The 10,320-nt window shown below is 44.3% G+C and carries 7 protein-coding genes; 1 reads left to right on the plus strand and 6 read right to left on the minus strand.

Going from position 1 to position 10,320, the window contains the following annotated elements:
- From ACRC32_RS22295 to ACRC32_RS22315, 5 genes are all read right to left on the minus strand, one after another.
- Window positions 1-1,956 (minus strand): Hpt domain-containing protein (locus tag ACRC32_RS22295; protein WP_438556028.1); only part of this gene is annotated, 1,956 nt, incomplete at its 3' end.
- Between the two features lie 360 nt (window positions 1,957-2,316).
- Window positions 2,317-4,653: a methyl-accepting chemotaxis protein gene (locus tag ACRC32_RS22300; RefSeq protein ID WP_438556029.1), complete on the minus strand. Its 2,337-nt coding sequence runs from the start codon at window positions 4,651-4,653 to the stop codon at window positions 2,317-2,319.
- 24 nt (window positions 4,654-4,677) lie between these two features.
- Complete coding sequence (locus tag ACRC32_RS22305) at window positions 4,678-5,208, minus strand: chemotaxis protein CheW (protein ID WP_438556030.1); 531 nt, start codon at window positions 5,206-5,208, stop codon at window positions 4,678-4,680.
- Window positions 5,209-5,213: 5 nt separating this feature from the next.
- The gene (locus ACRC32_RS22310) at window positions 5,214-5,588 is read right to left on the minus strand and encodes a response regulator transcription factor (RefSeq protein WP_041462305.1); all 375 of its coding nucleotides are present in this window, start codon (window positions 5,586-5,588) and stop codon (window positions 5,214-5,216) included.
- Between the two features lie 577 nt (window positions 5,589-6,165).
- The gene (locus tag ACRC32_RS22315) at window positions 6,166-7,398 is read right to left on the minus strand and encodes a response regulator (protein WP_438556031.1); all 1,233 of its coding nucleotides are present in this window, start codon (window positions 7,396-7,398) and stop codon (window positions 6,166-6,168) included.
- 366 nt (window positions 7,399-7,764) lie between these two features.
- On the opposite strand from ACRC32_RS22315, the gene hmpF reads away from it, so the two are divergent.
- Entirely contained in the window at window positions 7,765-9,351 is a 1,587-nt protein-coding gene (gene hmpF / locus ACRC32_RS22320; RefSeq protein WP_438556032.1) for a pilus motility taxis protein HmpF, read from the plus strand.
- Window positions 9,352-9,454: 103 nt separating this feature from the next.
- On the opposite strand, the gene tilS is transcribed toward hmpF, so the two are convergent.
- The coding region (gene tilS / locus ACRC32_RS22325) for a tRNA lysidine(34) synthetase TilS (RefSeq protein ID WP_438556033.1) at window positions 9,455-10,320 on the minus strand (866 nt) is incomplete at its 5' end.

Genomic DNA, 10,320 nt, shown 5'->3' on the forward strand with positions numbered 1-10,320 from the left:
ACTCTCACCTAGCTCCAGACTAGAATTGGTTGTCAAATCAAGATCGTCACTTAATTCCATTACTGTAGAGTCAAAACCCATTTCTGGGGCTTCGCTGCTAGTATCCCATCCTGCCATGAAGTCTGGATTGCTATTATCGGTTATCGATGTTAGTGGTTCTAAGCTGGATTCAGTCTCAAAACTAAAATTACCGCTCAACTCCATAGGAGAAAAGCCAAGTTCTAACTGGCTTACATTACTATCATCCCATCCTTCATTGATCTCTGGAGCAATATTGTCAGTTTCTAAGCATAAATTATTATCTATTTCAGGAATTAAATCGCAATTTAATTCTACTGCTTCAATCTCACTGTTCCATTCGGTCAATGATTTTGTAATATCATTATCAGCATCGGTTGTAAATATTGGTGTTACACTTGCGGGATATGCGATCGCGGATAAATCAAACTCTGATTCAGTCAACTCAGATTCTACTTGTGGCACAAAAGCAATCAAGTCATCTGACATAGCGAATTCATTGCTTAATTCAAGCTGTATTTCTGTATCGGCGATCGCTTCTACCGAACTATAGACAACAGCTTCGGAGCGTGATGTTTCGAGCTGCGGTAAGCTCTGAGTTCCCTCTGTCCACAACTGATTTATATTGACGTTTTCTGAATTATCTGTGGGGTTCGTTGCTTCCAGAGATGTAACGTCATCTAAACCTGCTGTCGGAGCGCTAAACAAATTCAAAAAAGCAGGTTCTTCGTCAATTGAATTTAGAGAAATATTTTGGGCTTCAGTAAATAAATTATTGAGTGCTAAAGTCTCTTCAGAAGAAATAGAAGATTGCGATTCAATATCTTGAAGCGAGATATCATCAGAGCGATCGTTGATAACATCTAATAAATCGGTTGTTTCTCGCCAAAGTTGATTATTGCTGTCCGACTTGGGAGTAAATAAGCTGCTAAGAGCGTCATCATCTGACAAGTTGTCCAGTTGTTCTTCTGTAGAAAATGCTGTTTTGACTTCATTATCAACAGTTGCAGGAGGTGTGAAGATATCCGCTCCTAAAACGAGAGAATTTTCAGGAAACTGATTCTCGTTTAACTCAAAACTATTGCTATTGTTTTCTTCCCAATCCAGCAAGAAAGTATTAATCGACAACGATTGCAATTGTTCGCAGATGGTAATTTCATCTCCACGGTGAGCGAGAATGAGTTCCTGTGCTTGTTTGAGTTCGCGAATAATGACTGGAGCAAGAGTACGATAGGAGTTGTCGGCATTGGCGATCGCTCCTGCTGCTGTTTCGCACAGCGTCAACCAGCCAGATAAGTCATATTCCACTCCCATCTCAGCGAGTCGGGTACAGCACGCCTGAAGTTCTTGGCGCGTTTGAGATGTCTCCGGTTGCTTAAATAGTTGTAACAACTCTCTGAGTGTTTCTGGGACGCTGTACTCAAAAGCGGATGCACAAGCAGCGATCGCTGCTTGTGCATCCGCAGAAACCGCAGGCATGGATAATTCATCTGGATGCATACTACCACCAGCTTGCCCCACTAGTACGGACAGTTGATGTTCCAGAGCAGCAAACACCGGTTCGACTTCTGCCATTAACCGACTGGCTTCACCATCACTTAAGTTAGAGCCATTTTGGAGTTGCTCCAAAAGCGCCTTTAAATTATCGAAAACTTGCAAAAATAATGATTCTAGAGTTTGCTCGATCTGAATCGACGGACACTCTTTCAAAATTTTGAAAAAGTCTTCCAAGCGGTGAGCTGTACGCTGGATGCTATTCAGACCCAGCATTGCTGCTCCTCCTTTAATTGAGTGAGCAGCTCGGAAGATTTCATTTACCATCTCCGAATCTGCAAGCGTACTTTGCAGATTTAACAAGCCTTGCTCAATCGTGTTTAGGTGGTCGTTGGCTTCTTCAAGAAAATAGCCCAAAATCCGCTGTTGTTGTTCCGGCAGCATAATAATTATTTTGAGTTTTGAGTTCTAAGTTTTCAGGTAAGAGAATTAGTTTTGAGTTAAGAAATTATTTTGAGTTTTGAGATCGGAGGATAGTATTGAGTTGAGGTTGCAGCCATAAGTCAATACTTGACAATAAGTGAAAAAATAGCAATAGACAATTTCATCCCTACTCGTGTTAAACTCAAAACTCAGTAGAATTGGGCGAAAATAGAATTTTAAACACTCAGTTAAGAACATTATTCGTACTATTTAACTGAAAGTTTTTGATTTTGGAATTATTTTAATGAATTTAGCTTATTACATTCCAAAATTCCAAATTCAAAATGGAATCGCCCTTTGCTACCATTCAAAACACCATAGCTACACTCGGAAGCGTTCTACTGAAGTCTGTAATTCTCCTGCTACCTGCACGAGGTTTTGCAGAGAGCCAGAAACTCGCTGAGCTTCCCGAGAGGTTTCTTGTGCTGTTAACTCTACTGACTGTACCACAGCTGCCACGGCGCGAGAGGTTTCTGTTTGTTGTACGGTGTCAGCAGTGATCGAACCAACCAAAGCATCAATACGATTGGATACTTGCACGATGTCTTCCAGCGATCGCTTAGCTTGTTCGGCTAGTTTTGTTCCTTGAATAACCTGTTGAGTTCCCTCTTCCATCGCTGTCATTACCGAACCCGTCTCGCTTTGAATTTGCCGCACGATCTGTTCGATTTCTTTCAATGCCTTGGCAACTCTGTCTGCTAGCTGACGTACCTCATCCGCAACAATGGCGAAGCCTCGACCTGCATCTCCAGCTCTTGCTGCTTCAATACTGGCGTTAAGTGCCAACATGTTCGTCCGCGAAGCAATTTGAGAAATCAGTGCCACAATCTTAGAAATTTCTTGCGAGGATTCTGCCAGCCGCTTTACCTTGCGAGTGGTTTCCGCCACCGTCTGCCGAATTTCTAAAATACCTGCTACCGTTCTTTCTACTGCCTCACCGCCTTTTTGAGCGGTGTCAGAAGCAGAACGCGCTACAGATTCAGCCTCTCTCGCCGATTCTGCTACCCGTTGAATTGCGTCTGTTAGCACTTGTACAGAATTAAGCGTAACTGCTAGCTCTTCAGCTTGACGCAAAGCGTCTTGGGACAGCGCCCGGGCAAATGTTTCGTTGTCGGCAGATCCTTGACTGACCTGTCGAGCTGCTAGTTTGACTTGTCCGACGATCTCTCGCAGATTTTGAATTGTTAAGTTAAACGAGTCGGCAACCGCTCCTAAAACGTCAGCAGTGACTTCAGCCTGTACGGTTAAGTCTCCTCTTGCCGCACCTTCTACGTCGTCTAGTAGCCGGATCACCTGCCGTTGTAATTCTTCTTTAGCCTGTTCTTGTTCTTGTGCTTTGCGCTGCGTTTCTGTAGTAATTTGAGTAATGCCTTGTAGCATATCGTTAAACTCAGAAGCTAACAGTCCAAACTCATCTTGAGAATAAACTGTAGCTCTAGCATCGAGATTGCCCGTCCGCACGGTATTAAATTGTCCGCGCAGATCCATTGTGGTTTGTTGAATTTGTTTGAGCGTCAGTCGTCCCATGAAGCGCGAGCTAGCAAAACTTGTAGCTCCAGCAACCAGAGCCATAGCTATACCCGTACCTTGGACTGCACGCTGGTTTTCACCCTTGAGTAGCATCGATCCGCCAAAACCAACGGCAGCGACAACTAGAGCAGAGGTAATACCGACAGTGCTTGCCGTAAGCCATTGCTTTTTTGCCAGAGGCGCTTGCTCGAACTGTCCTACTAAGCCACCACTCTTGGCAGATAATTGGCGATCGCCTGTATCATCCGCTTGCAAATTGGGAATGGACGATGCCAATTGAGCTGGTTCTACCTTGTTGCTGGCGCGATCGTTCAATTCGCTGTGACTGTCCGCAGACGGTAAGGATGACGCACTTCCTGATAGAGGAGAAGACAACAATCCAGAATCTAGTAATTCAGAAGCTGACTCTGGAAGTTCAAACTCTTCGATTGAATTGCGCTCGGCGCGACTAACATTGTTGTTTTCAGTGTCAAGTCCATAGCGCTCGGAAAACTCGCGCTCGATTTGAAAGTGAGACAAGTCTGAATTGTGAGGATGAGAAAGCTCGTGCTGGCTCAAATCTGGTAGGCTCAACTCTAAATTGCTATCTTCTGATGGGTTACTTTCTGGCTGATTCCAGACAAAAGGATTGCCAAAAGGCATAGAAGAATTGCTACTGCTGGTAACATTTGTACTGTCGAGATGCGATTGGGCAAACGGACTGTCAAATTGATGCGAAAAAGACTTCGGAGAATCTGAATATGACGACTGCTCTGTAGCGTAGTAGTCCGGTGGTTCAGCAGCGTCAGCTCCTAACAAAAAAGTCTTTTCAATTTCTGACGCTGGCATTCTGCCATTACTATACTGCTCCGAACTTTCGTACTGTTTAACTGACTCCAAACCATTTTTCGCACAATCAATCAGTTCTGGATCTTGTGTCAGTTGTAGTACAGTTTGATATTGTTCTCTGGCAATTTCGTACTGCCGAAGAACGCAGTAAATGTGACCTCGTAGGAGACGACTATTAGGATCGGTAGGAAAGTCTTCGATCAATCGATCGACAAAAGTAGCCGCTTCCTCATAGTTGCCTTGAATGTATGCTGTTTGAGCTTGTTGATATTGCTGCTCGTGATTAGTACTTGATGTCATTTGCTGCCTCTGCTTACCTTGATTTCATGCTGCCCAAAGTTCGCTCGATATAATTGCCTTGTGATCTAGCAGTCGAAGACGCTGATGGGTATCTTCATCTAAAATCCACTCACCACGGACAAAGGGAGCCATACTGTTTGCAACTTGAGTAGGCTGCTGGACTTTTTCCGCACTCAGCCATTCCATCCCGACAATGCGATCGACTGCCAACCCTAAGAGTATTTCTTGCTCTTCTACGGCAATTACCGGAATTTCTGGTCGCTCTGTGTTTAAGGCTGTTGATTCTCCCAAAATTTGGCTGAGGTCAGCTACCCAGATCACTCGTCCGCGTAAGTTGATCGTGCCCAAGAGTAAGCTGGATATATTGGGAATTGGTGTAATGCGATCGAGAGGAGCTGAGATGACCTCCCGAACAATAATTGCTGGCAATGCCACCTCTTGAGTGGGTGTGACAAAAAAGCGTAGGTGTAGTTCTCCTTCCCGAATCTCTAATTGCTGAAATTCTGACGCAACTTGAACTTGGTCAGCACCCATTGACAAGTCCAGATCTACCATGCCACTCACCCTTGCCCTCGCAGTAATTGTTTAACTGTTGCCAGTAATTCTTTTGGTTGAAATGGTTTGACAATATAAGCATCTGCACCCTGTTTCATTCCCCAGTAGCGATCGAATTCCTCGCCTTTGGAGGAACACATTACCACTGGGACATTTTGAGTTTTTGGATCGGTTTTCAGCTTGCGACAAACCTCGTAACCATTCATTCTAGGCATGACAATATCTAACACCACTAAATCGGGACAAGAAGCTTCTTGCATATGCTGTAAAGCCTCCATACCATCAGTGGCTATCATCACCGTCAATCCACTCCCCTGAAGAAGATCGATAATAATCTCTCTTTGAGTAGGACTATCTTCCACGACCAGCACTGTACTCATAACTGTTAATTTGCCTCCTGGCTTCAACGTCCCGCCTGTGGGCACGACCACCGTGGTTAACTAAAAATTATGCATCAATTCAGTAAGCTAAGTTCTTTACTAATCAAGCTACGAAAATGCCAAAATTTAGTATAAATATCTGTAAAATCAACTTCAATCGTGTCTTGCATGAACTCGCAAAATTTAAGTTAATGGCTCAAACAATTGTAGGCAAACTCAAAGATAACTGATTTTTAGATCGAACTCTCGCATGAGCTTCTATCGAAATTGAATAAGTTCCTTATGCGATACTTCACAGTGTTTATGGTGTCAATACACGCGATAAAAGTCATTCTTTCAGGTGCAATACAAATTATTTGGATAGTTAGTGTTTTAAGAGAATCTTAGATTACTAAACTACAGCATCAACTTAGCTCTACCTCAATCGTTTGTCCAAGCGCAAATCCACTGAGAACTTAATTCTATTTAAGTTAAAAACTTACCGCAATCGGTGAATCTACAGAGGCGAACAGTTATCAGTTATCAGTGACTCCTGACCAGTGACCGGACTAGCAATTGATGAGTAGTTAATTCTGCCTTATGACTGGTGAGTTATGAGTTGTGAGTTGTGACTTGTCCTCACACCCTTCTTATGCAGGTGTTTTTCTACTAGCATCAATAACTCGCTATCGGTGAAAGGTTTAGTGAGATAGTCGGTTGCGCCTACCGTTCTAGCTCTGACGCGATCGATGAATCCATCCTTACCTGTTAGCATGACAATCGGCGTTTGCCGAAAGGCATTGGAGCAGCGCAGCATGGCACATAGCTCGTAGCCATCTAGTATGGGCATGACAATATCGCACAGAATTAAATCTGGTGGCTGGTGAAACAGCAGACTAAATGCCTGAAGCGGATCGCTACAGCTCATGACTGTAAATCCTTGCTGCTGTAGGATAGTTTCTACAGTTTGACAAATAGCGATCGCATCGTCGATGCATGTGATTGTTAGCGTTTTGATACCAGAAGACAAATGAGGATTATCAGTTATTGTCCCAATTATTTTTGGTGTGTGAATTTGTATCCAACCGTGTTTCACGCAAGGATAAATCGCCTTGCCTACGGTTAAAATATCTCGATTGAGATAGCGTGCTAGTTGGCGGAGAGAAGTTTTACCATCTATCCAAGTCTCTAGTCGATTGGCGGTTGCTGCTGGCAAGCCTTGACGTAATCCTTTGAGATTGGCGATCGTCAAAGAGCGATCGGGAGATTGAATCTGAGGATATAACTGCTTCCATGCCTGTACCTGCTGTACGATCTTGGTTGCTAAAGAAGTACTGACTAAAATTGTCAACTGCGGTGATAGGGCAGCTCCTCGCTTGAAAATAAACAAACCTTGATGCAAACTCAGTAGATCGAACAGGGTTTCATGCACAATGCCGTGGATGATGTTACGAGCTTGAGCAGGGGTGAGAACGCGATCTTCTAGCAATGTCCAAAGATAGGCATACTCTAGGGCGTTATGAGCTGCGAACGTGGAAGTTGTAATTTGCTCTAGGTCGATCTCAATTTGATAGTGTCGTAGATAATCGCGTAGACGAGATAAACTGCGATCGCCATCTGTGGCATAGACGATTTGACCGTTGAGAAAAAAGATAAACCAACACTGCGATCGCGGGTACGAACTCCTGTGACGCAAAGCGAAGTTCGGATCTGCGTGATTCACGTTACTAGAAGGACTGTAGGCTTCAACAAACAATTCCCCCGTTCGCTGTCCTAATTCAATGAGTTGTAAAATACTGCGAATATCAATTTCACTTAAGTTACCCTGCATTTAGCTGATGAAGCTCCTATGTAATCGCGTATACCCCTTCATTAATTCTTCCCTTTTATAGTCATCAGTCATCAGTTGGCTAACATTGACTCTGACCAATGACAGATGACAAATGACGACTAATCGCTAGCCGCCAATTTTGTAACATAATTTAACAAAAAAGAAGTGAAGAAGTTAAGCAATAACTCGGAAGTGACATCGACTGTATTCAGTCCAAAATAGAGTCGGATATTTCTGCGCCTGCTGATATTAGCTTTAACCAAAATGGGGTTTTGACCACAATGGAGATTTAACCAAAGTGGGTCAAACATGACAAGCAAGATCGGTTCGCAGCTGAGGCATTGGTAAATCAAGAGGACGACTGGTGTGCTGTATTTAGCAGAAGTACAAAAGCAAAAAGCTTTTATGGGTCTGAAGACAGAAATCAAGCTGCTGGCATTTCAAAGAGCCGACCAGAGTTGGTCTTCTGTACAGGGAGAAGAGGTTGTTGCAGCTGAGGAAGCAAACAATCTCAATGCTGGAGCGCTGATACTAGCTGATTTAAATGCCAATCGACAAGTACAACGCATTCAAGAAGCAGGGCGACCTTTAGTTAGCATCTTAAGTGGGTTCTCCCGACAAATCGAAAAGGCGAAGCTTCAGGAAGAAGAAATCGAGCAGTGGAAGGAATCTCTCACCTTTCAAAGAGATGAGATGTCCCGCCGCCACGAAGAAATGGAAATACGCTTGGAAGAGTTGGAACACATCGAGGAGGAATATAGGCGATTACAGAGCAGCCAGTCAGCAGGATTGGACGAAACAACTGTTAGCCAAGTTGAAGAATTGCTCGAACGCTTATCTCAAGGCTTACCACCGACTACAGCAGTAAGGCAAGAACTAACCTTGGTTCTAGAATTGGTAGAGACCCAGCAAGCAACCTTGATTCCACATTGGCAGAAACTAGAACAGCAAAAGCAAGGGATAGACCAGCAGCAGTTAGAAGTCGATAGCCAAACTCAGAGGTTACAGCAAGGTCAACAGCAGTGGTGGGAAACACAAAAATCTCTAGAACAGCGAAAAGTCAAACTACAAGCGCAAGCGATGGTGCTGCAAGCCAAGCAAGAATACGCTCAAACCCTCAACGCACATCAACGACATCAAGAAGATTTACATCAGCAACTGAATCGTTTGATCCAACCCGTAGATGATTTTCTCTTTAGCCAGCAAGTTGATTCTGCCGCATTGGAACAAATGCCTTTAGATCAACTGCAACAAGTGCTACAAGATTTGCGGCGAGATTGGGAGAATGCTTGTCGGTTCGTTCACGAGCAAGAAGAGGAACTAAGAGCTAATCAACAGGCAATTGACGAAATTAAGGGGCGCTTGAGCCGAGCTGCCAGCGACGGGGAACGGGCGAATATAGAAGCAGAACTAAAAGACGAACAAGACAGTTATGAATTTCTGCTGCAAACCTTGATGGGTCAACGCCAAAATTTACAAGATCGTAAAGAAACTTTACGACAACACCAAACTGTTTTGTGGAGACGGCAGGGAATTCCAGTTGGCAATCGAGAAGAAGATTATAAATTAGATTTAGATCCACTATTAAGTCAAATTCAGTCGCAAAAACAACAGCAATCCCTAATACTGCAACAGCTAGAAAAGGAAATCGAGCAGATGCGCTCTGGATTTGACTTAGAGCAGGGAATGCTCGACCAGCAGGTGCAGGAACAGGAAAGACAGTGGCAGCAATTACAGACTTGGCAGCAAGAGTTGCTATCTTTGCGATCGCTTGCTGCCGATTGTAGCGGTAGGATAAATCTTTGTGAAGAAATCCTCAGACCAGTACAAGATAGTTTGGATGGACTGCGACAGAAATTACAAGGAGTGGCAGGCATACTGAGCGTAGAAGCTAGCGAACCACCACAAGCAGCGATCGCTCAAATTCGCGCCAAAATTACGAGAAACTCATAAAAAAGTCAAAAGTCAGAAGTCAAAAGCCAAAAACTTAATGCTATAAGCATTTTGTCTTGCGGCTTACTGGTGACTTATTTCTGCCATGCTGCACTATGTTAATTTATTTTAACCAAATCCAATCTTTATCTACTGTGGCGATCGCACCGCCAGGAAAAGGATCTGTTTGCGTTCCATTTGGAGCAGCAATCAAAGCCATGAGTTTTTCAATTTGCTCGAAGTTAGGGGAGCAACGTAAAGTTTGCTGCAAAATCTGCCGCATCACGCGTCGTTGTAGAGCGATGTGGGCTGTTTGTAAAATGCGGCGGTTGATTTTGATTGGGTGGTTGGTAGTTGGTAGTTGGTAGTTGGTAGTTGCTCCTCTGCTCCTCTGCTCCTCTGCTCCCCTGCTCTCTTCTCCGACTCCCGACTCCCGACTCCCGACTCCCGATGCTTGAACGGCTTGCTGTCGCAACTCATCGGCTGCTCGTTCGAGATATTCGACTTCTGCTTGTAAAAGCTCCGCAGTTTGAGCTAGGGTTAGCTCTACTTGGGAGTTGAAGTGGGTTTGGATGTAGGGCAACAATTCTTGTCGGATGCGGTTACGGGCATATTTAAGGTCTAGGTTAGTTGTATCTTCCCATACCTGAAGTTGTCGCTCTTGGCAAAATTGAGCGGTTTCAGTTCGCGTAACTTCTAATAGGGGACGCACTAGTAGGGGCGCATAGCTTTGTGTCCCTACATGAAGAGAGCGTTGCCAAGTTAGAGCTTGCAAGCCATCTGCACCACTGCCGCGAATTAAATTGTATAGTAAGGTTTCGGCGCGATCGCTGGCTGTGTGTCCCGTAGCTATATACGGGTAATTATGCGTTCGGGCGATCGTCGCTAGAGCTTGATAGCGCCATTGTCGTGCGGCTGCTTCATTGAGTAGAGGCTGCTCGGCTGCATGACAATAAAATGGGACTTTCCAACGTTGAGCTAGTCGCGCCA

Origin of the sequence: Chroococcidiopsis sp. (assembly GCF_051657925.1) — a bacterium.
Lineage (GTDB): Bacteria > Cyanobacteriota > Cyanobacteriia > Cyanobacteriales > Chroococcidiopsidaceae > Chroococcidiopsis.

Excerpts from the sequence above, each read along its gene's own strand:
- ACRC32_RS22310 (WP_041462305.1), bottom strand. The coding sequence starts at position 5,588 with ATGAGTACAGTGCTGGTCGTGGAAGATAGTCCTACTCAAAGAGAGATT.
- ACRC32_RS22305 (WP_438556030.1), bottom strand. The coding sequence starts at position 5,208 with ATGGTAGATCTGGACTTGTCAATGGGTGCTGACCAAGTTCAAGTTGCG.
- ACRC32_RS22300 (WP_438556029.1), bottom strand. The coding sequence starts at position 4,653 with ATGACATCAAGTACTAATCACGAGCAGCAATATCAACAAGCTCAAACA.
- ACRC32_RS22315 (WP_438556031.1), bottom strand. The coding sequence starts at position 7,398 with ATGCAGGGTAACTTAAGTGAAATTGATATTCGCAGTATTTTACAACTC.